The organism is Pseudomonas ficuserectae (assembly GCF_024584585.1).
GTDB lineage: Bacteria > Pseudomonadota > Gammaproteobacteria > Pseudomonadales > Pseudomonadaceae > Aquipseudomonas > Aquipseudomonas amygdali.
Map to the genome: position 1 here is coordinate 4086622 of NZ_CP085684.1, position 23957 is coordinate 4110578.

21 protein-coding genes are annotated in these 23957 nt (G+C 58.1%); all 21 read right to left on the reverse strand.

What is annotated here, in order from left to right; all coding sequences use genetic code 11:
* Window positions 1-4 precede the first annotated feature (4 nt).
* The 21 genes from fliL to LJU29_RS18055 all read right to left on the reverse strand — a co-directional run bounded on the left by fliL (window position 5) and on the right by LJU29_RS18055 (window position 23895).
* Entirely contained in the window at window positions 5-505 is a 501-nt protein-coding gene (gene fliL, locus LJU29_RS17955; protein WP_002554282.1) for a flagellar basal body-associated protein FliL, read from the reverse strand.
* Between the two features lie 777 nt (window positions 506-1282).
* Window positions 1283-2686, reverse strand: a complete 1404-nt coding sequence (locus LJU29_RS17960; protein WP_122358934.1) for a flagellar hook-length control protein FliK — start codon at window positions 2684-2686, stop codon at window positions 1283-1285.
* Between the two features lie 125 nt (window positions 2687-2811).
* Window positions 2812-3168 carry an Hpt domain-containing protein gene (locus LJU29_RS17965; protein ID WP_005731569.1) on the reverse strand — a complete coding sequence of 119 codons (357 nt, stop codon included), beginning with the start codon at window positions 3166-3168 and terminating at the stop codon, window positions 2812-2814.
* 33 nt (window positions 3169-3201) lie between these two features.
* Window positions 3202-4908 carry a SpoIIE family protein phosphatase gene (locus tag LJU29_RS17970; protein WP_257111012.1) on the reverse strand — a complete coding sequence of 569 codons (1707 nt, stop codon included), beginning with the start codon at window positions 4906-4908 and terminating at the stop codon, window positions 3202-3204.
* Window positions 4865-5215: an STAS domain-containing protein gene (locus LJU29_RS17975; RefSeq protein WP_002554287.1), complete on the reverse strand. Its 351-nt coding sequence runs from the start codon at window positions 5213-5215 to the stop codon at window positions 4865-4867. Before LJU29_RS17975 ends, LJU29_RS17970 begins: the two co-directional genes overlap by 44 nt.
* Window positions 5216-5300: 85 nt before the next feature.
* A complete protein-coding gene (fliJ, locus tag LJU29_RS17980; RefSeq protein ID WP_002554288.1) occupies window positions 5301-5750 on the reverse strand; it encodes a flagellar export protein FliJ in 450 nt (149 codons plus the stop codon).
* Between the two features lie 6 nt (window positions 5751-5756).
* On the reverse strand, window positions 5757-7115 hold the full coding sequence (gene fliI, locus LJU29_RS17985) for a flagellar protein export ATPase FliI (protein WP_004664459.1): 1359 nt from the start codon (window positions 7113-7115) through the stop codon (window positions 5757-5759).
* Window positions 7105-7923: a flagellar assembly protein FliH gene (gene fliH / locus LJU29_RS17990; protein WP_054072791.1), complete on the reverse strand. Its 819-nt coding sequence runs from the start codon at window positions 7921-7923 to the stop codon at window positions 7105-7107. The genes fliI and fliH overlap by 11 nt, the downstream gene beginning before the upstream one ends.
* Window positions 7924-7938: 15 nt before the next feature.
* Entirely contained in the window at window positions 7939-8955 is a 1017-nt protein-coding gene (fliG, locus tag LJU29_RS17995) for a flagellar motor switch protein FliG (RefSeq protein ID WP_002554291.1), read from the reverse strand.
* A complete protein-coding gene (gene fliF, locus LJU29_RS18000) occupies window positions 8948-10732 on the reverse strand; it encodes a flagellar basal-body MS-ring/collar protein FliF (RefSeq protein ID WP_002554292.1) in 1785 nt (594 codons plus the stop codon). The genes fliG and fliF overlap by 8 nt, the downstream gene beginning before the upstream one ends.
* Before the next feature lie 15 nt (window positions 10733-10747).
* Window positions 10748-11077, reverse strand: a complete 330-nt coding sequence (gene fliE / locus LJU29_RS18005; RefSeq protein ID WP_002554293.1) for a flagellar hook-basal body complex protein FliE — start codon at window positions 11075-11077, stop codon at window positions 10748-10750.
* A gap of 243 nt (window positions 11078-11320) precedes the next feature.
* The gene (locus LJU29_RS18010) at window positions 11321-12736 is read right to left on the reverse strand and encodes a sigma-54-dependent transcriptional regulator (RefSeq protein WP_004664453.1); all 1416 of its coding nucleotides are present in this window, start codon (window positions 12734-12736) and stop codon (window positions 11321-11323) included.
* A complete protein-coding gene (locus LJU29_RS18015) occupies window positions 12736-13950 on the reverse strand; it encodes a sensor histidine kinase (RefSeq protein ID WP_054078054.1) in 1215 nt (404 codons plus the stop codon). The genes LJU29_RS18010 and LJU29_RS18015 overlap by 1 nt, the downstream gene beginning before the upstream one ends.
* Window positions 13951-14072: 122 nt before the next feature.
* Window positions 14073-15548: a transcriptional regulator FleQ gene (fleQ, locus tag LJU29_RS18020; RefSeq protein WP_257111013.1), complete on the reverse strand. Its 1476-nt coding sequence runs from the start codon at window positions 15546-15548 to the stop codon at window positions 14073-14075.
* Between the two features lie 177 nt (window positions 15549-15725).
* Window positions 15726-16022 (reverse strand): flagellar protein FliT, encoded by a 297-nt coding sequence (gene fliT / locus LJU29_RS18025; protein WP_002554297.1) that lies wholly within the window; start codon window positions 16020-16022, stop codon window positions 15726-15728.
* A gap of 26 nt (window positions 16023-16048) precedes the next feature.
* On the reverse strand, window positions 16049-16447 hold the full coding sequence (fliS, locus tag LJU29_RS18030) for a flagellar export chaperone FliS (RefSeq protein WP_002554298.1): 399 nt from the start codon (window positions 16445-16447) through the stop codon (window positions 16049-16051).
* Between the two features lie 125 nt (window positions 16448-16572).
* On the reverse strand, window positions 16573-18051 hold the full coding sequence (gene fliD, locus LJU29_RS18035; RefSeq protein ID WP_004664447.1) for a flagellar filament capping protein FliD: 1479 nt from the start codon (window positions 18049-18051) through the stop codon (window positions 16573-16575).
* A gap of 82 nt (window positions 18052-18133) precedes the next feature.
* Complete coding sequence (locus LJU29_RS18040) at window positions 18134-18526, reverse strand: flagellar protein FlaG (RefSeq protein ID WP_257112780.1); 393 nt, start codon at window positions 18524-18526, stop codon at window positions 18134-18136.
* A gap of 72 nt (window positions 18527-18598) precedes the next feature.
* Window positions 18599-19447: a flagellin domain-containing protein gene (locus LJU29_RS18045; protein ID WP_257111014.1), complete on the reverse strand. Its 849-nt coding sequence runs from the start codon at window positions 19445-19447 to the stop codon at window positions 18599-18601.
* Window positions 19448-19776: 329 nt separating this feature from the next.
* Window positions 19777-20703: a ketoacyl-ACP synthase III gene (locus LJU29_RS18050; protein ID WP_002554302.1), complete on the reverse strand. Its 927-nt coding sequence runs from the start codon at window positions 20701-20703 to the stop codon at window positions 19777-19779.
* A 285-nt stretch (window positions 20704-20988) separates the two neighbouring features.
* Entirely contained in the window at window positions 20989-23895 is a 2907-nt protein-coding gene (locus LJU29_RS18055; RefSeq protein WP_122358933.1) for a glycosyltransferase, read from the reverse strand.
* Window positions 23896-23957 lie beyond the last annotated feature (62 nt).

Consider the following 23957-nt stretch of genomic DNA (forward strand, 5'->3'; position numbering starts at 1 on the left):
AGTCCTACTGCAATACGAAGTTAGTGAAGAGCAGCTGTTCAATCACAGTCTTGCCGAGTTCTTTCTGTGCCACTTCCTGAATGCTCGCGGTCGCTTTCTGACGCAGCATTTCCTGGCCGATCGGCGAGGCCAGCGACTCAAAGGGTATAGCTGCAAACAGCATGACCAGGTTGTTGCGGATCAGCGGCATATGCGCCTTCAGCGCTTCCATGTCGGCGGCATTGCGCGCCAGCATGGTGATACTGACCTGCATATAGCGCTGACGACCATTGGAGTTGAAGTTGACCACGAAGGCCGGGGTCATGGGTTCGAACACCGCCACTGGCTTGACGTTAGCTGCGGCAGCGGCAGCAGCCGGGTCTGGTGTGCTTTCGCTCTTGTGCATGAGGAACCAGGTCGCGCCCACCGACAAACCTACCGCCAGCAGCAACGCCACAACGGCGAGGATGATGAGCTTGAGTTTGCCTTTGGTTGCCGGGTCTTTAACTTCTTCGCTCTTCGCCATGCCAATAATCCGTCACTATTCAAGAGGTTCTTCAATACGTGACAGAGGCAGAGCAAGTGTTATGCCAGAGTTGTACGAGATGGAGATGTATTGGACACAACCGGTTACGCGGCTGGGCGCGGAGGGATGGTAACGCTTGTGTCAGTGCCGAATCAGCCCGACCCGGGAGCTGATGACTATCGTCCCCACGCTCCGCGTGGGAATGCCGTTCGTGACGCTCTGCGTCACACAGCGGTCCTGCGAGGTCAGGTAGATTGGCGTTCGGCCCAGATTCTCGTTCCCACGCTCCGCGTGGGAATGCCTTTCGTGACGCTCTGCGTCACACAGCGGTCCTGCGAGATCAGGTAGATTGGCGTTCGGCCCAGATTCTCGTTCCCACGCTCCGCGTGGTAATGCCTTTCGTGACGCTCTGCGTCACACAGCGGTTCTGCTATGTCAGTTATGTTTGTGTCCGGCTCAGGTTACCTTTTCGCCCCTCGGCGACCTACTTTGATGGGGCCAAAGTAGGCAAATCCCCTCGCTCCTGTTTCCGGCCCGACTTCGTCGGGTTCCTTCGCCCTGTCACTGATCCGGGGGTCGCCGCAACGGGCCATCCATGGCCCGGTGCGGCTAGCCTGGCGTCCTGCCAGGCTACCCCCGGATCAGCGCCAGGACTCAGCCTTCACTAAGGTCGCAATTTGCGTCGTCTGTACCATCGGGATCGAAAAGCATTTCTGCCTTAACAACTAGCAGACAAGGCATGAATTCGCGTCGCGGCTGCCATGTGAGGCAGGAGCATCACGCGTAATAATCGATCTCGCTGCTGCCGATCACGCGCGCAGCCGGCTGGCTGACCGGAACAGCGGCATCGACGCCTGCAATTTCATCCGGAGTGTCGCCTGAGCTCACGCCATTGCCACGACCGTTGCGCTGGGCACGGCTGGCCTGCTCTTGAGCCTGTTGCTGGGCCTGCTGTTGCGACTGGTCGGAAACGTTGACGTCGACGTTGCCAAGCCCCTGCTGAACGAACGACTCACGCAACCTCGACATCTGGCTTTCCAGTGCGTCACGCACGCCCATATGGGCGCTCATGAACGTTACCTGGGTCTGCTGCTCAGGTGCCATGTTGATGCGAATGTCCAGACGTCCGAGTTCGGCGGGCTCCAGCTTGATATCGGCGGTTTTGAGGTTCTGGCTCGACAGGTACATGACGCGGTCGACAATGCCTTCGGTCCAGCCGCTTTGGTGCATGGCCAACGGCTGATTCATCAACGGCGCTGCGGCAGGTGCTGCCGCAACACGGGCCGGTTGCGCGGCCTGACTCAGCGCAGCGAGGCGATCGGCAAAGTTGTCGACGCGCGTGTCGCCCGCGGCGCTTTTGACATCCTTCAGTCCTTCGCCGATCAAGCCGCTGAACGACTTGTCACTGCTTTCCGTGCTGCTCTCTTCCGAGGGAAGCTGCTCGCTCAGGGCCGACAGGTTATTGACGAGATTCTGGTTTGGATCGGCCTCTGCGTTGGTCGGCGTTGCTTTGTTGGCAGCATGGGTATTCTGCGCAGCCAGCTGCGTTTTGGCGTTGGCATTCTCCAGCGCCAATTGCACTGCATCCAGACCATCAAGCGGATCGGCGTCCGGATTGAATGCTTCTTCAGTCGCTGCGGGCGGAGCAGCCTGAGTGACCGTGAGCACGATAGCTACGGGCGCAGCCGTGACGTCAGGGCTTTGTGGTCTGGCGACCGGCAACGCAGGCGCTTGAGCAGCCATCGCCTGCAACGCCGGGTCAAGCACCGGATCGACAATCGCCAGCCCTTCAGTCAATGCAGAGTCGGCAGATGCCTGTGCATCATCCTGCTTTGAACCGGAACTGGCAGCATCATCCTCAGCGGCAGTCGATCGGGTTGGCAAATCATTGCCGCTATCGGCAACACTCGACGTGTCAGCAGCATTGGCCTGATCACTGGCAGGCTTGTCCTTGCCGGCGGCAACCTTGTCCTTGTCAGGCGCAGCCTTGTCGCGAGCCGGCTTGACCGGCGCATCATCACGCGACGGAACGGCATCCTTCGCCTGTTTGGCATAGACATTGGAAAAGCTGGAGGCCCCGTCTTTGCTGCTGTCAGCAGACTTGACCGCATTATTGGCCGTACCGGACCTTGAGGTCGCAGTGCTTGTGGCCTGAAGAAGCGCATTGGTAGCGAGGGGCATTTCGGTCTCCGCATAAGCTGCTGGTTATCGCCTTACCAGAACACTGAGCAATATGCGGGCCAACCTTCCACACCCACTTGAAAGGTTGCCGATTAAAGGAAGATCGGGGATCTGGAAGTCAGTGATCAGCTGACAAACAACTGCCGCTCTGCGTTAAACAAACCGCGAATAGTCATGTATTCGCTGTCGATTTTACCGATCAACTCTGTCAGACCTGTGAACAACTGCTGACGGGACTGCTCTTCCAACTGACGACACAACTCGGAAAGTTGCAAGGCACCCATATTGGCGCTGCTGCCCTTGAAACTGTGCGCGGTGAGGCTCAATTCCTGAAAGTCAGGATGGCTGACTTGAACAGCAAGACGCAGTTGCGCGATACGCTGCTCGGAATCCTTGAGGAACACATCCAGCAAGGTCGGATATTCGTCCTCCATGACTTCCTGCAAGGCATTCAGCACGCTGTAATCCAGATGAATCGACACTTGTTCACTCCTTGATCAAGACTCCAGGGGGGATTATGCCACTCCCTCCCAGGAAAATTCCACGCAGGCCGTCCTGCCATCCGCGGACCATCGAGCCTCACGACTCAATTCACACACCAGGCGGAGCCCGCGACTATACAGCTCATTGCCCGCAGGTATCTGCATCCGGACTTTTTCAATATCAAATCCCTGACCACTGTCCTCCACGCTGAGGGTCAGCCGACCACCCGCTGCGACCGGCTCGACCCGCACAGTCACGCGGATAAACCCGGTCTGAAGCATGCCAAGACGCTCGGCGCGCTGCTGATAATACAGGGCGAAACCTGCTGCATCATGCTTTAGCGCCGAATCCAGCCCTAGTACACCATGTTCCAGCGCATTGCTATAAAGCTCGCCGAGCACCATGTGCAATGCAGCACCCTGATTGCGCAGGCCATGAACTTCAAGCAGCAACTGCAAGACGTACGGCAACGGGTTGAAGCGCCTCAGGGTCGAAGCGCGAAACTCGAAGCTGGCCGACCAGTCCAGTGGGCTGGAGGCACCGCTGTCCGAATAGGTCAGGGCAGGCAGACTCTGCAATGGCTCATCGACGGCACTGATTTCCAGCAAACTGACATCGTCACGTGCCTTGCCGCCAAAATCGTTGAGCGCTTCGAGAATTTCCTCGATCAGCAAGTGCGGCTCGCGGTTGGCAGAAAGCACCTGGCGCAAACGCTGCGCACCGAACAGTTCGTCATTGCTGTTGCTGGTGTCGAGCACCCCGTCGGACAACAGGAAGATGCGATCGCCCGGCGCCAACGGATAGACATCGGTGCGTGCATCGAAAGCATCAACACTCAGCACGCCCAATGGCAAGTGACTGGAAGCCAGCGGCACATGCTCACCCTGCGCGCCGCGCAACAGGTAACCGTCCGGCAAGCCACCGCTCCAGACCTCGACCTGCCGTTGTGCAAGGTTGATACAAAGCAGCGTTGCACAACAGAACATGTCGACAGGGAGGATACGCTTGAGCTTGGCGTTCATTTCACGAAGGATTTCAACCAGGCCGTAGCCCTTGGCCGTCATGCCGTAGAACACCTCGGCGAGCGGCATCGCCCCGACGGCAGCCGGCAAGCCATGCCCGGTGAAATCCCCAAGCAGCACCTGCATGTGCCCGGCCGGCGTGTAGGCGGCCAGCATCAGGTCGCCGTTGAACAAGGCATAAGGAGACTGCAAGTAGCGGATATTGCCGGCCCCCAGGCAACCGGCATGGGCAATCTGATCGAACACCGCCTTGGCCACACGCTGCTCGTTGAGCAGGTAATCGTGGTGTTTGCTGATCTGGTCACGTTGTTGACGGACAGTTTCGTGCAATACCCGCAAGCGGTTCATGGCATTGAGCTTGGCGGCCAGCACCAGCGGGTTGTAAGGCTTGGACATGAAGTCGTCGCCACCGGCGTCCAGGCAGCGTGCAAGCGCCTCACCTTCAGTCAGCGAGGTGAGGAAGATGATCGGCACCAGCGACTCACCACTCATCGCCTTGATCCGTCGCGCAGCTTCAAAACCATCCATGACCGGCATCATGGCGTCCATCAGAATCAACTGCGGACTTTCAGCCTTGAAGATGGCCACAGCCTCGACACCATTGCCAGCACTGAGAACCCTGTGGCCCTGCCGCGCAACGATGGTTGAAAGCAGCAACCGGTCACTGGCACTGTCATCGGCGATCAGAATGCACAGTTTTTTCGGGGATGACTGCACTGGGTATGCTCAGTTCGAACAACTTCGAGAAATTGGAAATAGCCAGAATCTTCAGTACATCAGGCGTGCAATTGACAAGGTGCACCACCGCTTTATCGCCACCGGCATGGTCGCGTAACAGCAACAGCATCCCCAGCGCAGAACTGTCCAGGTAATGCGTGCCCCGCAGGTCGACTACATAGTTCAGCGTCTGCGGGTAATCCTCGTAGGCTGCGCGAAACGCCTGATGGGATTGAAAATCAAAGCGCCCTTCGATGTAAAGGGTCAGCGTCTGGCCATCGGCAGAGCGTTCGGAAGTGACTGTCATGGGGAACCTCGAGGTGTTTCATTACCGAGACATTGATAGCGTAGACCAGCCAGAGAAATCACCGCGGGTCTGATTGGGTCAAACGTCAGAATTGTTCGTGACGAGGCAGACGCTGCGACAACTCGTCGAGCAATTTCTGCTCCCGCTTATCCTCCAGCCTGCGTGCTTCATCCATATAACGCTGCACCAGCTTACGCAAGCCTTCGACCCGCGCGTAACAATCCTGCCAGGCGCTCCGCGCCCTATCGAGATTGGCCTTGTGCCACTCAAGGCTTTTGTATTGCTGGGCAACGGCGACATCGAGCTGGCTGAGAAAGCGCTGATAACCCAGTAACCACTGCCCGGAAACCCCGGCACTGCCGCGTTGCAACCATTGCTGCTGATAATCCTGACGAAACTGGTCAAGCTCCTGCAGCTTGTTGTTGGCCAGATTGACCTGCCCCTGAAAATGCCCAAGCCGCTGAGCCGCCGTTCGCTCGGCGGCTTCCGCCATCTCGACCACTGGCGCAAGACGCGCCGCTCGACTCTGAGCCATAAGCTATCAGCCGCCAGGTGCCGGTGCGAATATAGACGCCAGCGCCTCGCCACTGCCTTGCATGCTTTCGTTGTCTCGCAGGCCCTGGCGCTGATAGCGCACCAACACCGGGTGCAACGCAATCGCCATGTCGGTCTCGCGATCACCACCCGCCACATAGGCACCCACGCTAATAAGGTCGCGAGTCTGCTGATAGCGCGACCACAACTGTTTGAAATGCTGCGCACGCGCCATGTGCTCGGGGCTGACCACCGCAGGCATGACCCGGCTGATGGAGGCTTCGATATCGATGGCCGGGTAATGGCCTTCTTCAGCCAGACGCCGGGACAGCACGATGTGGCCGTCGAGCACACCACGCGCGGAGTCGGCAATCGGGTCCTGCTGGTCATCGCCTTCCGACAGCACCGTGTAAAAGGCCGTGATAGAACCACCACCCGCCTCGGCATTGCCTGCGCGCTCCACCAGCTTGGGCAACCGGGCGAACACAGAGGGCGGGTAGCCTTTGGTGGCTGGCGGCTCGCCAATGGCCAGGGCGATTTCCCGCTGAGCCTGAGCAAAACGGGTCAGCGAGTCCATCAGCAGCAGGACATTCTTGCCCTTGTCACGAAAGTATTCGGCGATCCGCGTGCAATACATGGCAGCGCGCAGCCGCATCAGCGGCGCATCATCGGCTGGCGATGCAACCACCACCGAGCGCTTCAGGCCCTCTTCGCCAAGAATGTGCTCGATGAACTCCTTGACCTCACGACCCCGCTCACCGATCAGGCCGACGACGATGATGTCCGCCTCGGTGAAGCGCGTCATCATGCCCAGCAGCACACTCTTGCCCACACCGGTACCGGCAAACAACCCCAGACGCTGACCGCGGCCAACCGTCAATAAACCGTTGATGCAGCGAATGCCGACATCCAGCGGCTGGCTGATGGGGTCACGCTTGAGCGGGTTGATGGTCGGGCCATCCATTGGCACCCAGTCTTCAGCCTTGATCGGCGAGCGGCCGTCCAGCGGCCGGCCCGCGCCGTCAAGCACACGGCCCAGCATGCTCATGCCCATTGGCAGGCGACCGGTATCGGCCAGTGGCACGACCCGCGCACCGGGCGCAATGCCCGCCACGCTGCCGACCGGCATAAGAAACACCTTGCCGCCAGAAAACCCCATCACTTCGGCTTCGACTTCGACCGGGTGATGACTGTCATCGTTGATGACCACACAACGGCTGCCCATCGCAGCACGCAGGCCCTCGGCCTCTAGTGTCAGGCCAACCATACGCAGCAGGCGGCCCTCTACAACGGGCTGGGCAGGCAGACTGATCGACTCGGCGTAGGAGCCGAGGCGCTTGCCGAAACTGGTGCGATCAAGGCGCATCGAGCGTGTCCGCGTCAGCTTCGGCTGCACTGGAAGCCTTGCCGGGCGCAGCCTCCAGCTCGACGCTGAGGTCCGCCGCAGCCGGATGCGTCACCTGCTCATGCAACTGGTCATGCATTTTGGAAATAGCCAGGGCGATTCGCGTTTCGACACTGGCATCAATACGACTGTGCTCGGTTTCGATACGGCAACCACCCGGCAGCAAGTCTTCGTCTTCGACTATTTTCCACGACTCTTCATGACGCTCGCGCATGGCCTTGACCAGCAGGAAGTCCTGAGGATTGATGAAAATTCGCAGGTTCTGCGCACCCATCGGCAATAGCTTGAGGGCATCGCGCAACACGCTGGCGATCTGCCCGGAATCAGTGACCAGTTCGCGCTGAATGACCTGCCGCGCGATGTGCTCGACCAGATGAATGACGGCCTTTTCGATCTGTGTGTCCTGCTCGGCGATAGGTGCCAACAGGTGGCCCATCAGTTGTTCCAGGCTTGCGACCTTGGCCGCAAGAACGACTTCCGCTTCCTGGCGCACTTTTAGCTGGGTGCTGTGAAAGCCTTCCTTTTCACCGGTGGCGAAGCCTTCGTTCCACGCCTCCTGGCGGATGCTTTCCAGCTCCTCCAGGGTCAACGGCTGAACTTCATCCAGCGGTACTTCTTCCATCTCGGCCGGTTCATCGACCGGTTCCGGTTCGGGCTCAGGCTCGGGTTCCACATGTGGATCGAAGCTGGGCAACGACCAGATATCGAGTAGCCCGGCGTCCTTGGCGCGAATGAGGTCGCTGGCCGATTCTTTATTGGAACTGGACATGAGTCGGCTGAATCCTTAGATCATTTCCTCGCCACCCTTGCCACCGAGTACGATCTCGCCGGCCTCGGCCATACGACGCGCAATGGTGAGGATTTCTTTCTGGGCGGTTTCCACATCGCTGACACGCACCGGACCTTTTGCTTCCAGGTCGTCGCGCAACAGTTCGGCGGCACGCTTGGACATGTTCTTGAAGATTTTTTCCTTGATCGCCTCGTCCGAGCCCTTCAGCGCCAGTACCAGCACGTCCGAGGATACTTCGCGCAACAGCGCCTGAATACCGCGGTCGTCCACGTCGGAGAGGTTGTTGAAGACAAACATGAGGTCTTCGATCTGTACCGAAAGGTCTTCGTCGACCTCGCGGATCGAATCCATGAGCGCGCCTTCGATGGAGCTGTCGAGGAAGTTCATGATGTCGGCTGCACGCTTGATACCACCCAGGGTGGTACGCGACGTGTTGGCGTTACCGGAGAACTGCTTCTCGAGAATCTGGTTAAGCTCTTTGAGCGCTGCTGGCTGCACTGTATTGAGCGAGGAAACGCGCAGGATGATATCCAGACGGACCTTGTGGTCGAAATGCCCAAGCACCTCGCCCGCCTGGTCAGCGTCAAGATACGCCACCACGATGGCCTGAATCTGCGGGTGCTCGAAACGGATCACGTCGGCGACGGCACGCGGCTCCATCCACTTGAGGCTGTCCAGACCGCTGGTGTTGCCACCCAGCAGGATCCGGTCGATCAGGCCGTTGGCCTTGTCTTCGCCCAGTGCCTGGGTCAGCATCTTGCGGATATAGCCATCGGAACCGACGCCAAGGCTGGTCTGGTCGCCGACGATGTCGACAAACTCGCTCATGACCTCTTCGACCTGCTCGCGATGCACATTGCGCATCTGAGCCATCGCTACGCCCACTTTCTGGACTTCCTTGGGACCCATGTGCCGGAGCACCTGAGCAGCGTCGGTTTCGCCGAGGGAAAGCAGCAACACTGCAGCTTTCTCGACTTTGGAGAGTTTGGCTACCATGGCTCGATCATTCATCAGTGTTAATCCACTCTTTCACGACCTGGGCCACACGACCCGGATCTTCGGCCACCAAGCTCTTGATTGCGTTCAGCTGTGCGTCATAACCCTCGGTCGGGCTAGGCAGCAGAATACTTTGCGGGCCACCCAGACTGACGCGGTCGTTGGACAACTCACCATCCAGGCCGCCCATGCCACCCAGCTCGGCGTCGCCACCGAAACCGGCCAGCTCCTTGCTCTTGCCGGTGGTGATGTTGGTCAACACCGGACGCAACACGCCGAACACCAGGATCAGGATGAAGATCACACCCACCGCCTGTTTGACGATGTCCCAGAACCACGGCTGCGAGTAGAACGACGCCTCTGGCAACACTTCAGCGCGCTCGCTGGAGAATGGCACGTTGATCACGCTGACGCTGTCGCCGCGGCTGGCGTCGAAACCGACGGCATCCTGCACCAGACGGGTAAAGCGAGCCAGGTCCGCCGCGCTCCACGGAGCACGAGTGACTTCGCCGTTGGCGGCGTTGGTCTTGACCATGTCGTCGACTACCACCGCAACTGACAGACGAGTCAGACGGCCCTGCTGCTGCTTGGTGTGACTGATCGAACGGTCCAGCTCGAAATTCTTGGTCGACTGCACGCGTTTGTCGGCCGGGTAAGGAGCCAACGCTGGCTGACCGGTCGCCGGGTCCATGATCTGTTGACCATTGGCATCCAGCAGCGGTTGGCCTGGAGCGATAGGGCCGGCAGCACCGGCCGCACCGGCCGTTGCATTCTGCGGAGCCGTCGCAGGACCTGGCGGCTGGTTGCTCAACGCGCCCGGAACGCCGCCCGTGCTTGAACTGCTGGAGCGCTGTTCGTTGACCGACTGCTCGCTGCGCAAGGCAGGCTGGTCAGGGTTGAAGCTTTCGGCGGTCGATTCGACGGCGCTGAAATCGACTACTGCCGAGACTTCAGCCTTGTAGCGATCGTTGCCCAGAATCGGCTGCAGAATGTTCTGCACACGCTGGGTCAGCATGCCTTCCATGCGACGGCTGTAGTCGAACTGCTTGCCAGCCATGGTCAGTTCGGAGTTTTCCGCCTGATCGGACAGCAAAGCGCCCTTCTGGTCGACAACCGTGATCTGCGACTTGCTCAGCTCGGGAACACTGGTGGCCACCAGGTTGATAATGGCCATAACCTGGCTGGGCTCCAGCGAGCGGCCAGCATACAGCTCGACCAGTACCGAAGCGCTTGGCTTGCGGTCGTCACGGACAAACACCGAACTCTTCGGAATCGCCAGGTGCACACGGGCACCCTTGACGTTGTTCAGGGCAGAGATGGTACGTGCCAGTTCGCCTTCCAGACCACGACGATAGCGCGTGGCTTCCATGAACTGACTGGTCCCCAGGCCCTGATCCTTGTCGAGGATTTCGAAACCGATGTTGGCGTCGTTCTGCACCACGCCTGCCTGCGCCAGCTGGATACGCGCACGCTGCACATCATCGGACTTGACCAGCAACGCGCCGGAATTGGGTTCGACGGTGTAGTTGATATTCGCCGCAGTCAGAGTGTCCATGATCTGCTTGCTGTCCATGCCCGCCAGGCTGCCATAAAGCGGACGATAGTCAGGCTGCTGGGACCAGAGCACCACGGCAAAGCCGATGGCCACGCTCGCGGCAAGACCGACCATAAGGCCGATCTGACGCAGCATGGTCATTTCGGAAAGGTTTTCCAGAAAAGACAAACCGAACAACGGTTTCTTATCGGAAGCGCCCGCTCTTGCTGGAACGGGATCGGCAGTTGCTTCGGCCATGACTCAGTACGTCCCTTAAACCGGCATCTGCATGATGTCTTGATAAGCTTGAACCAGCTTGTTACGCACCTGGGTCAACGCTTGAAAAGACACGCTGGCTTTCTGCGACGAAATCATGACGTCGGTCAGATCCACGCCGCTCTTGCCGATTTCAAATGCATTGGCCAACTGGCTGGAGGCCTGCTGGGTCTGCGCGACCTTGTTGACGGCCTGGCCAAGCATGTCGGCAAAGCTGCTGGCGCCGGCTTCCTGCGCGCCGGACACGGGCTTGGGTGCAGACATCGCATCCATCTGCATGGCCCGCATATCCAACATCAAGCGATTAAATTCAACACCTTGGCTCATGGACGTTTCTCTCGTAAGGCCCGCAAATTTTTGACACTGATTCAGCGGGTACAGAAGACATAGCAACAACGGTGCCAGCTAGATGGCGGCTATTTGCCACACCAAATGGGAATACCATGTTGCCCGACATGAAATCACTCCAGACCTCCCGTATTCATGGGGGTATCCGGATATTTCCGGCTTGCGCCGTTTATACGAATATTCAGTGACCGGCGATCACAACCACCGATCAGCGCCACCGGTTCAGGTAGCGAACAGATAGGCTTCCACATCCATCCCGGCATCGCGCATCTGCGCCAGCTTGTAACGCAAGGTACGCGGGCTGATACCCAGGCGCTCGGCGGCCTCCTTGCGACGACCGCGCTCGGCACGCAGCGTGTCAATAATCATCTGAAACTCGCGACGCCTGAGGTCATCACCCAGGGCACCGACAGACTCCGCATTGCCACCAGCACCTGCATTATCAGGCGAGGATGTGACAGGCAAAGACGGCACAGCCTCCACCACGGCAGCGGCTGGAAGACTTGTCACCGGCCCGGAGAGACAGAAATCCTGCGCCTGTATCACCCCGCCCTGCTGCAGAATCAAGGCTCGCTGCACGGCGTTATCCAGCTCACGCACATTGCCAGGCCAGGGGTAGCTGACCAGACACTGCTGCGCCTCGGCAGAAAGACGAACCGGCGCGTGCTTCATTTTATTGACGTGCTTGGCCAGAAGCCGCTCGGCCAGTGGCAGAATATCGGCAGTCCTTTGACGCAGCGCCTGCCAGGCCAGTGGAAATACCGACAGGCGATAAAACAGATCTTCGCGAAAGCGCCCCGCCGCCACTTCCCCTGCCAGATCGCGGTTGGTAGTAGCCACAACGCGAATATCCAGAATGATCGGCTTGCGCGCACCCACGCGCTCGACTTCCCGCTCCTGCAACACACGCAACAGTTTGGCCTGCAGCCCCAGTGGCATTTCGGAAATCTCGTCAAGCAGGATTGTCCCGCCGTCAGCCTGTTCGAACTTGCCGGCCTGCGCGGCAATGGCGCCGGTAAACGAGCCCTTTTCATGACCGAACAGCGTCGCTTCCAGCATATTGTCCGGAATCGCAGCGCAGTTGATCGCAATAAAAGGCTTATCGGCACGCGGAGAATTTTGATGAATGAAACGCGCCAGCACTTCCTTGCCTGTGCCGGACTCACCGGAGATGAGCACAGTGGAGTCGCTCTTCGCCACACGGCTGGCCAGGTTCAATAACTGGATACTGGCGGGTTCAACAGCAATCGGCCCGTCGCGCTCGGCAGGCTCCAGACGACCCAGTGCATGTCGTGCAACCAATGCAATCAGGGCCTTGGGCTCGAAAGGCTTGACCAGATAATCGGCCGCGCCCTGACGCATGGCATCGACCGCGCGATCAACGGCGCCGTGAGCGGTCATCAGCAATACCGGCAGTTGCGGATGCCGACTGCGCAACAGGCTCAGCAACTGATGACCGTCCATACCCGGCATGTTGACGTCGCTGATCACCAGACTGAACGGTTGCGCCTCGGCTGCGACCAACGCCTCTTCAGCAGAGCCGACCGCCTGGTATCCATAGCCAGCCAATTCAAGGGTTTCCCCAAGTGCCTCGCGCAGCGAACGGTCGTCCTCGACCAACAGCACGTTGATCGACATCAGTTGTTACCCATCGAGCCGGAAGCCGGAATCAATGGCAGGCTGACAATTGCACAGGTGCCACGACCGACCCGCGACAGATAATGCACGCCGCCCTGATGCGCACGCGACACCGCCGTCACCACAGCCAGACCAAGCCCGGTGCCGGTGGTCTTGGTGGTGAAAAACGGCTCGCCGATACGCGCCAGCGCAGCCTTGTCCATACCACTGCCATTATCGCTGAAGCATATGCGCAACACATTGCCGCGGCTGTACACATGAACTTTCAGCAGTGTCCGGCCAGCACTGGCCTGGACGGCGTTTTCAATCAGGTTGAGCAACGAACCAACCAACGTGTCGCGATTGCACAGCAACTCGCCTTCAATACTGTCGCACTGCCAACGCACCGGTACGCCCTGCACATGGGTGACCGCAGCGTTTTGCAAAGCCTGAAACAAGGCAACGGGCGTCAGGCGATCCGTCAGCGGCAACTCGCCACGGGCAAACACCAGCATGTCGCGAACCTGATGCTCGAGCTCATGCAGACGATCCTTGAGCCGTGCGGCAAAGCGCTGCTGGGTTTCCACCGGCAATTCCTGCTCGGTCAGATGACTGGCGTAGATCATCGCGGCCGACAACGGTGTACGAATCTGATGCGCCAAAGAAGCGACCATCCGACCCAGCGATGACAAGCGCTCGTGACGCGCCAGTTGCTCCTGGAGATGGCGGGTTTCGGTCAAGTCATTAAGCAGCACCAACTGCCCGGGTTCAGCGTCCAGCGAGCGGGTTGCAATGGAAAGCCTGCGGCCGTCCTTGAGCGAGACTTCGTGGCCATCGTCTTCACGCGGGGCAAAACACCGACTGATGACGTGACGCCAGAGCATGCCCAGCAATGGCTGACCCAGCAGATCAATTGCCGCAGGGTTGGCTTCGCGAACCACGCCCATGCCATCAATAACGATTACGCCACCGGGGAGCAGATCAAGCAGGTTCTGCAGGCGGTTGGCCAGCCGCTCCTTTTCCGCCAGCTCTTGCAGGCGCTGGGCACCGGCATGGGCCAGTTCGCCCTTGAGTTCAGTGACACGCGCTTCGAGCAGACCATAGGAGTCAGTCAATTGTGCCGACATTTGATTGAACAGCGAGAACGCCTGCTCAAGCCCCTGACGACTTTCCAGCTCCGGGGAGTATTGAGCCTGAGCAGATAGGGCAGAAGTCAGTTGGGCGGCCTGGGACATAGTTCATCTCTCTCGTGGCGAACCGTCAGTAAACGGTGTGTTGAGAGGGACTTTGCAATCCTCGTGCCGAAAAAAAAACCCTGAAAATTCAGGGGCTTGATTTTTGGCGCTACAGACAGGCGTCAATCATCTGCCTGTTCATCACCTTCGCGACGGCTCATACCGTACTTGCGCATCTTCTCGACCAGCGTGGTGCGACGAATCCGTAAACGCTCTGCAGCACGGGCAACAATACCGTTCGCGTCGTCGAGCGCCTGCTGAATCAGACCCTGCTCCAGACCACCCAGATAGTCTTTCAGGTCCAGACCTTCAGGCGGCAGCATTGCGCCCGACGCGAAATTCGGCGTGTTGCTGTTGATGGCGACGCGCTCTTCGATATCGCTGCGCATGCTGTCGACCATCTGCTCGTCTTCGTCATCGACATAGCGGAATTTCTTCGGCAGCTCGGCCACGCCGATCACGCCGTACGGGTGCATGATCGCCATGCGCTCGACCAGGTTGGCCAGCTCGCGAACGTTGCCCGGCCAGGCATGACGACACAGCGACATGATGGCTGCGGAATTGAAACGAATCGAGCCGCGCTTTTCATGCTCCATGCGCGAAATCAGTTCGTTCATCAACAGCGGAATGTCTTCAACACGCTCGCGCAACGGTGCCATCTCGATGGGGAACACATTGAGACGGTAATAAAGGTCTTCGCGGAAGCTGCCAAGCTCGATCATGTTTTCGAGATTCTTGTGCGTCGCGGCAATAATGCGCACGTCGATGCTCTGCGTCTTGTTGCTGCCCACGCGCTCGAAAGTGCGCTCCTGCAACACGCGCAGCAACTTGACCTGCATGGGCAGCGGCATGTCACCAATTTCATCAAGGAACAGCGTACCGCCGTTGGCAAGCTCGAAACGGCCGGCACGACTGGTGATTGCCCCGGTAAACGCGCCCTTCTCATGCCCGAACAACTCGCTTTCGAGCAGCTCGGCCGGAATGGCACCGCAGTTGACCGGCACAAACGGCGCATCGCGGCGCTTGGAGTGATAGTGCAGGTTGCGCGCTACCACTTCCTTGCCAGTCCCAGACTCACCGAGAATCAAAACGCTGGCGTCAGTGTCAGCGACCTGCTGCATCATCTGCCGCACATGCTGATTCGCGCGACTGGTTCCCACCAGACTGCGGAACAGGTTCGGCTCACGATGACGTCCACGCTCGCGGGCCTGGTCGTACATCTCGCGATAGACCTGGGCACGGTGCAGGGAGTCGAGCAGCTTGCTGTAGCTGGGCGGCATCTCAAGCGCGGAAAGAACCCGCCTGCGCAGGTCCTCCGGCAACTCGACAGAAGAATTTTCACTCATAAGCAGCACAGGAAGGAACTCATCCCATGCTGCGATGGTCTTAAGAAGCCCTTGAAGGCTGCCCGGCGCGTTTACGCTGCCGACCAGCACACAAAGGACTTCTCGCGGAGATGCCAGAGAGCCGACCACCTGCTGCCAGTCCTGGCTTGAACAGGAGAGGTTTTCTTCGCCAAGAAAATTCAGTATAACCGCCAGATCCCGGCGGCGCTGGCTATCGTCATCGATTAGCAGAATCTTGATTTCACGCAACATGCAATAGCAACTTCCCTAGTCAACTCAATGCCCATGATTGGGGGGCAGCTTGGCATCTCAGCTGTATAAACCTTGAGACGCCAGAAAATAGTAAACATCACTAGTTAAGTCAAAAAAACGAACACAGTCAAATTTATGGCGAAATTCTTGTCGAACAATAAAAATGACAATTAAACATTAACCGAACAGATGGTATACCTTCGTCGCGTTCTTCGCATTCTGGATTTGAGTCATTTCATCGACGACTGCTTGACGCTCCCCGGTTGCAACATCAATCAGTTGCCTGTAGACCCCCAATAACTCCTCAAGGTTGCTGCGCAGAGCCGGTTCGTCAGCAGGCGCTTCGCTGACCACCGCATCGACACATTCGCGACACGCCAGGTCAAGTTTGACGATAGCCTCCCAGTCGCGTTCGGCAAGCGCCCCCACCAGTGCTTCCCGGGTTTCTTCGATACGCTTGAGCGCAGCACTCATCTTGTTGTTCTCCTCAGGGCAGCAACTTATTGTTGTGCTTGTGCGGTACCGATAGCATCCCAGCCTTCCTTGACGGTGATCAGCAGCCCGGCAACCTCGTCGAGCATCTTCTGATCGTTGCGTGCGTTGGCTTCGGCCAGACGCGTCATCATGTAGTGATAAAGGCTGTCCTGCCTGACCAGCGCTTCGCTGGGGGCGTTGTCCAGGTCAAGCCCTTCACGCAGACCACCTACGATGCCGATCGCCTTGCTGATGAACACGCCTTTGCTGGCGACGTCCTTGCGCGCCATGGCACCCTTGGCTTGAGCGATACGGTCGAGGCCACCCTCCATCAACATTTGAACCAGACGGTGAGGACTGGCTTCCGAGGTCTGAGCCTGGGAGCCGATCTTCTGATACTGCCGCAACGCTAACATCGGATTCATAAGGGGGACCTCGTCGCAAATCCATAATACTGATACTCAAGCTATCGACGCATGGCGCAGAAACTTTAGCCCAAAAGCAGAAACCCGACACGGAGTCGGGTTCTTGATACTTCTGTAAAACGAATTTACGAAGCGTTTTTCTGCGCGTTCATCGCTTCGAAGATCGACGTGATGCTGGTAGCGGTCGCCTTGAGCTGCCCTACAACCAGGTCCATCGCGTTGTATTTCTTGGTCAAACTCGCCGTCAAGCTTGTAATACGACGATCCAGTGCGTCCTGATCACTGGCAATACGAGTCTGTATTTTATTAAGACTGCTCGTCTTGCTGGCCAGAACACCGTCAGACTTTGTGTAGGGCAGAAGCGCCTTGGTCATACGCGAAACCAGGCCGCCATCAACCGTACCGTCGGCATTTGTTGCCCCCGTACCAGTGAACATCGTCTGAATCTGACTGCCCAGTTTTTTATCGTTCAGCGCTGCTGTGAATGTAGCAGTGTCCAGTGACAGCGTACCGTTGGACTGCTGGGTCTTGATGCCCAACTGCGAAAGAGCACTGAGGCCGGCACTTGAAGAGGCACTCGCCAGCTGATCACGGATAGTCGCCAGCAGCGCGCGCGGCGTGGCATCGCCAGTCAGCGCGGCCGCCGTGTAAACACCTTTGTCGCTGATCGACCCCTTGGTCAGGGAAGTCACTAGGGTGGCCAGCGTGTTGTAAGAGTCCACGAAGGACTGCAGCGACGCTTTCAACCCATCGGTGTTGGTGGCGACGGTGACGGTAGTGGTTGCTCCAGCAGCAGTTGGCGCAACCAGATCGAAAGTCAGGCCGGAAATCGCGGTACTGACTGTATTCGTCTTGCTGGTCAGGCTCAGGCCGTCAACAGTGAAAGCAGCATCCTTGGCGGTCGCAGTAATAGCGCCAGCACCGGGAATCGCCTTGCCGTTGGCATCGGTCCCCGTGCTGGTATCGCTCATCAGCTTGGTGCCATCGATATTCAGCGCTTCCTGACCGGAAGCACCCACTACCGAAATATCACTGCCCTTGCCGGTGGTCGTCGAGCTGAATACCAGCCTGGCACCATTGTCGTCGTTGATGATGTTGGCAGTAATGCCTTTACCCTGCAGCGACGAGTTGATCTTGTCGCGCACTTCCTGCAACGTCGAGGTCTTGTCGATCACGACACTGTAGTCAGTGCCATTCTGAGTGATTTTCAGGGTACCACTCGGAATAGCACTCGCCTGCGTGGAATTCAGCGCAGCTGTGGCCACCTTTGAAGGCGTTGCCAGCTGGGTGATACCGATCGCGTAAGTACCGTTGACGGCCGTGTTGCCGGCCGTTGCCTTGACCACCGCCTCGTTGGCAGATGTCGCAGCAAAGCCCTGAAACGCAGGCGTCGTTGAGCTACCCAGGGTATCCAGGGTTTTCTGGAACGCGGCCAGTGCCGACGTCAGCTGACTCACACCCGACAACGATGCGGTTGTAGCGGCGGTCTGCTTGTCGATCTGGTTTTGCTTGGGCGCTTTCTCGGCACCCACAAGACCTTCAACGATGGCCGTGATTGCCAGACCCGAACCCAGGCCTGTTGTAGATGTAATTGGACTAGCCATTTGCTTCTCCCTTCAAGAATGTCGCCGGTTTCACCGCCTTTTCACAGGTCTCGCAAAACGGCAACAAATACCGTACTGACAATCAGGCCTTGGCGCGGAACAACAAGCTGTTCGCATCACTCAGGCTATCGGCCAGTTTCAGGATTTCTGCATTGGGAATTTGTCTTACCACTTCACCCGAGTCACTGGCAATGACCTTGACGATCACTTTGCCAGAAGCTTCATCAATCGAAAACTCGAGATTGCGCTTCACCGAGTGAAAAAATTTCTGGATGTCTTCTGCCGCGGCTTTGACTTTCGCCTCGTCGTGGGAGTCATCCTTGTGCAGATCTGAGCCTTTACTTTCCGCCGTGGCGGCAACACGCTCGACTGACGGCGTATCGGCAGGCTTGTCAACAGACTTGTCTGGCACTGGCGCCTGACTCGCCGGTTGAGCGGCCGGATAAGACACGCTCAGCTTTACACTCATATCCATGACCATCACCTCCGAAAGTAAAAAAGCGAGAGAGCGCTATTACGCACTCCCCCGCTAAAACTCATGCCGATATTACTGAAGCAGTTTCAGTACAGCGGATGGCAGCTGGTTAGCCTGAGCCAGAACAGAGGTGGAAGCCTGTTGCAGGGTCTGTTGCTTGGTCAGCTGTGCAGTTTCAGCAGCGAAGTCGGTATCTTGTACGCGACCCAGTGCAGCACTGGCGTTTTCGTTGATGTTCTGCAGGTTGGAGATGGTGCTGGTCAGACGGTTTTGTGCAGCACCGAGGTCAGCACGGGTGGAGTTGATGGTCTGCAGAGCCGAGTCGATGGCGGCGATAGCGGCAGAGAAGTTGGTCTCTGCAGTGGTGCTATCGGAACCAGCGATGGTCACAGCCGAACCGACACCCAGGGTGTTGGCGTCGAAGCTTGCGCTCAGAGCCAGAGTGATCTGGTTCGAAGCGCCCGAGTTGGAGCCGACCTGGAAAGTCATGGTGCTGGCGGAACCGTCGAGCAGGTTCTTGCCGTTCAGGTTGGTACTTTGAGCGATACGGGTCAGCTCGGAACTCATCGCGGTGAATTCTTTGTTCAGCGCGTCACGGTCAGTCGAGCTGTTGCTGTCGTTTCGCGACTGAACAGCCAGTTCACGCATACGCTGCAGAATGTTGGTCGACTCTTGCAGTGCGCCTTCAGCGGTCTGCGCCAGAGACATACCGTCGTTGGCGTTTTTGATCGCCATTGTCTGACCACGGATCTGCGAAGTGATCTTGGTAGCGATTTGCATGCCGGCAGCGTCATCTTTGGCGCTGTTGATTTTCGAACCGGAAGACAGACGAGTCATCGAGGTCGAAAGTGCGTCGGAAGCGCGACCCAGGTTCTTCTGGACGTTCAACGATGCTACGTTGGTGTTTACTGTTAAAGCCATGATGAATTCCTCGTTGGTTTGGTACTACGTGGCTTCCGGCCCCTGCAAGCGCCGGGTGTGCCTAGAGAACCTTCGTAATAGTTATCGTCGCGATGGCAGGTTGCTTGAGTGTTTTTTTTTGAATATTTTGCCATCATGCATGCACCCCTTATAAAACAAGGGTTTGGGGCGAAACCAAACCAACATGACGCGAGAAAACCCGTTGTCTGAACTTCACGTTCCAGAAAGAGCAGGCCACTGTAGAAGTTCAAAAATGTGACCAGAATCGATTATTCAAAAAAAAGCGCCCGGTGAACTAGTCACGGGCGCTGTTTTTAGCCTGCGGCGATTCAGGCTTTATAGATAATCGCAGAACCCCAGGAAAGCCCCACGCCAAAACCGCTCAGTGCTACTCGATGCCACGAAGAGTTGAGTACGTGCTTTTCAATCAGCAATGGAATGCTCGACGACACGGTGTTACCCGTTTCAACCATGTCCTTGAGAAATTTCTCGGGTTTGTCTTCAAAGCGGCGTGCCACGGCATCGACAATAGCAGCGCTGCCCTGATGAATGCAGAATGCATCGATATCGTCAGGCGTCAGGTCTGACTCTCCCAACAGTTCGTGCAGGTGCGCCGGTACTTTCAGCAGCGCAAAATTGAACACCTGACGACCGTTCATGAAAAACACGCCGTTGCTGACCTTCAAGTGCGGCGCACCCGAACCATCGGTGCCGAATTTTGCCTTGCCCAGTTGCCAGGCAGCGTCCTCGCCCATCCAGGTCGCTGTGGCTGCATCGCCAAACAACATGGTGGTGTTGCGGTCCTGCGGGTCGACGATTTTCGAATACGGGTCAGCGGTTATCAGCAGGCCGTTTTTCAGCCCTGCTGCCTCCATGAACCCCTTGATCGCGTAGATGCCATAGACATAGCCGGAACAGCCCAGTGATATGTCGAACGCAGCGACATTGGTCGACAGACCCAGCTTGTCCTGAACGATGGCTGCGGTATGCGGCAGCCCCTCTTCGTCACCGTTCTGGGTGACGACGATCAAAACGTCAATACTTTCGCGCTTGAGCTGCGGGTTGTTGGCAAACAGGGTATTGGCCGCCTCAACGCACAGGTCCGAGGTTTCCTGGCCAGCGTCTTTACGCGGCAGGAACGTGGAACCGATTTTCCCGAGGATGAAATCTTCATCCTTGCCGAAACTGGCACCTTGAGCGTAGTTATCCACGCCAGCAGTGGGCACGTAACTCGCTATGCTTTTAATGCCAATCATCATGGCTTCCCGATGAGTAAACAGGTCATTTTTCGTCCCGATCAGAATCAGGGCGCTACCGAATAAGGGTGATTGCAGACATTTTCAGGGCGCAAGGCGTGTGAAAGCAAGCCAGGCGCGTGTCGCTCCCTGTAACACAATACAGTGAAGATGCACGTTATGACCCGCAGGTCACGCCGGTTTGCACGCTTTGCGATTATTGGCGGAGGGAAAAAACAAAATGCTGCCGCAGCAGGAGGGCGACGATCCGGCCGTAAAACAGCCGGATCGCGTGATGCATGCAGCTTAAACCGCCAGTGTGAACCCCTTGCCATCGAGATCGAGATTGGCGTTATAGGCTTCGTCCTGGGCAAACTGCGCCGCCCACTTTCCGGCCAGCGCGCCAAGCGCTGGTTGGGGAGCATTTACCACGCCTGAATGCACCACCTGAACATGCGGGGTCCAGACCGTCAGATAGCCCGCCTGCGCCGCCTTCAGGCACAGGTCGACATCGCCCAGAGACTCGGCAAAAGCCTCTTCGTCCAGCCCGCCCAGTGAGTCGTACAACGCTTTGGCAATCATCAGGCAGGCCGATGACACCGCGGAGTAGTTCTGCTCGACCACCAGCCGCTGCATATAACCGCGCGACGTCTTTGGCTCGCCAACGAAACCGGAACCGACACCGCCATTAAGTCCCAGAACAAGACCTGCCTGAGTAATGGTTCCTTCACGATCAACCAGACGGACCCCGACCACGCCCACTTCCGGACGTTGTGCCTGGTTGAGCAGTGACTCGATCCAGCCGACATTGACGATCTGGCTTTCGGCATCCAGCAGAATCAGGTACTCGCCCTTGGCTTCCTGGCTGACCAGATTGCGCAAGGCGGCCGTGCTGACACGCTGCTCGGCGCGGAATACGCGTACCCGGCTGGACAGCTGTTGCTGCTGATCAAGCCACGTCGATAATTCGGCAGAGGTGCTGGCGTTATCACCGATCAACACTTCATAGCGCTGATAGCGGGTGCGTTGCAGGATACTGTGCAGGCAACGTTGCAGTTCCGGCAGATTGTCCTGGCTGTGGAGCAGAATCGAGACCACCGGCCGATGGGCATGGCGATAATCGATCTTGTAGGTGCCGGGCAACGCCGAGCTGACCTCAGCCTGATAACCCCGCTGCCCCAGATGACGCGTCAGCGCCTTTTGCTCGTCCTGATTCTCTTCAAGCTCGGGGGCATCGCAGATCAGTACCGGCTCGCTCAAATGCGCCAGACCGCTCATGCCGCCTTGCTCGATCAGGCGCAGCAGCAGGTCGAATTCCAGCGCCTTGGGAAACTCTCGCGAATAGCCGCCCGCCTCGACCAGCAGTTCGCGGCGAATCAGCCAGTGCCGAGCGGCCAGCGTCGGCACACTTTGCAGCAGATCGAGGTTGAAGCCCGGACGGAACACCGGCGCCAGGGTGCCGTTGGCTTGACGGTGAATTTCATCCACAGCAACGGCTCGGCACTGCCCGGCGTCAATCAGCTCGGCGCTGGCCAGCAGCAGACCGCTGCGGGTGAACTCTTCACCCGCCTGCGCCAGCATCAGCCAGTCGCTGGAAGCCTGTTTGACGACCTGATTGATCTTGTCGACATAGTTGCTTTCGGTGACTTTGACGAAGTGCAGTGTGTCGTTCAGGCTGGTGGTTGCCGGCAGCTCACCGGTGGTGAATACCACGACCTTGAACGCTCGATAATGGCTGTTGATAAGGCTGTCGAAGGTTGCCTGCAGCTTGAACACATCGGCGTCCAGATCAAGCAGCAAAATACCGATTTGCGATCCTGCTGGCCGACGCGTCAGCTGCGTGGTGAGCTTTTTCAGTTGTGCCGGTGCCGGATCACGCGCATCGAGCCAGTCGAGCAACTTGCCGGAAGGCATGCCACGCAACAGCTGGCTGTTATCGAAAGCGGAATCAGACTGCAGGCGCTGGCCCCAGGCAACGATGCGCTCGGCGCGCTCGATGTCGTCCTCGTCCTCGGACTTGCCCAGCTCATCGGCCAGACGTTGCACGACGCTGTGACTGAAGGAGTAGTGTGCATAGGCTTGCCACAGACGGCTCAAAAGCGACTCGGCGTCCGGGTTGCTCTGTACACGCAACAGCTCGGCCTGCTTGACCAGCACGGACTCCAGCCCTTCCATCTGCACCTGCCCTGCCGGCAAGAGATGGATCAGAAACTCGATTTGCGCCAGTTCGTCGAACAACGGCTGGTTGTAGAACGGCAGTTCAACGAACTGGCGAGGCTCGAACTGCGCATCTGCCTGCGTCAGGGCAACGTTCCACGCTGAACTGATGATTTTTTCGCCGCCCTGATACGGCTGGGTTTCGAGGCATTCAGCCATGGCTGCCAGGCCGGCCAGTACAGCGTGCTCGCCCTGCTCACCTTGCAGATCGCGGCTATTGCCGAGCGACGAAACAACCAGGCGCGCAAGCGTTTCGCGCTCGGCTTTGGCCTTGGGGTCGATATGCTTGACTGCGCCTGCTATGGCAGTGCCATAGCGATGCTCTGCCTCCTTGCCGGCGTTGACGTGCAACGCATAGGGAATGGGCAGGATGCGCAAGGCAGCAGCCGCAACCATAAAGGCCATATGGCCGATTTCCTGCCAGCGCCGCTCGGTGCCCTCAGGCACTGACGTGAACCACTGACGCGCCAGCCTGGTCCGGGTCACGGCGTTGAGCAGTGACACGCTCTGACCCATGAAGCTCAGAAGCCGCTCGTCGGCCTGATCAGACGCGTAGTCCTCATGAACCTTGCGGTCGCGGCGGAAATAATCCACGTGATCGACGTAAGCCTGGTAACCCAGGCTATAGCCCTGGCAAGCACCGTAACGCTCGTTGCTTTCAAGGAAACTCACGGCCTCGGTCAGTGCGTCAGGCAGCAGGAAACTGTCGACCTGCGCGTACACCACAAAGGGCGTAGACACCTGCTTGAGGCCTTCTGCAATTCTGGCGCTGAGCCCGGTTTCACTGAGGGCGGCGTTGTGGATGTACTGCAGCCCGGCACGCTCCGCAACCTGCGCGTCGGGCGCAGGCGAGGCATCGACCACAATCACATTGCACGGATAACTGCTGTAGTACTTCAGCGCACGACGCAGGAAATCCGGCTGATTCTCGGCGAGCAACAGCAGGGTCAAACGCTGGCTCAACGGGGTGGTTTCATTTCCAGAATGGCTTTGCATGAGCTTTCCTTGATAGCGTGCCGATCGCGTCTCTAATCCTGGTGACCAGAAGAAACCCTGAT